The organism is Agrobacterium sp. DE0009, assembly GCF_007680755.1.
Taxonomy (GTDB): domain Bacteria; phylum Pseudomonadota; class Alphaproteobacteria; order Rhizobiales; family Rhizobiaceae; genus Agrobacterium; species Agrobacterium tumefaciens_B.
The window spans coordinates 1-287 of sequence record NZ_VEIU01000053.1 but is presented as its reverse complement, the minus strand read 5'-3'; the positions used below and the strand labels follow the sequence as shown (position 1 = coordinate 287).

The 287-nt window shown below is 58.5% G+C and carries 1 tRNA gene; it reads right to left on the bottom strand.

The annotated features are described in order from the left end of the window. Position 1: 1 nt before the first annotated feature. Positions 2-75: transfer RNA gene (locus FS804_RS24790), tRNA-Ile, on the bottom strand. Positions 76-287 lie beyond the last annotated feature (212 nt).

Sequence of the window (287 nt, the reverse complement as noted above, 5' to 3'; positions counted from 1 at the left end):
GTGGGCCCGGGAAGACTTGAACTTCCGACCCCACGCTTATCAAGCGTGTGCTCTAACCAACTGAGCTACGGGCCCATCTTACCGAGCGTATCAAGCGTCCAATTGGACACCCATACAGGCTCAGCGAGCCGTCGCCGGTCGTCCGGCGCCCCCGCGGAGTGCAGCCCCAAAGGGGCAACAGCACGTGAGCGCAAACCAAAGGTTTATATCCTTCTTGAAGAAAGAGAAACGTGGACGGCGAACCTCGCCATACCCGCTGTCTGCGTAGCAGATCTGCAGGCGTATTA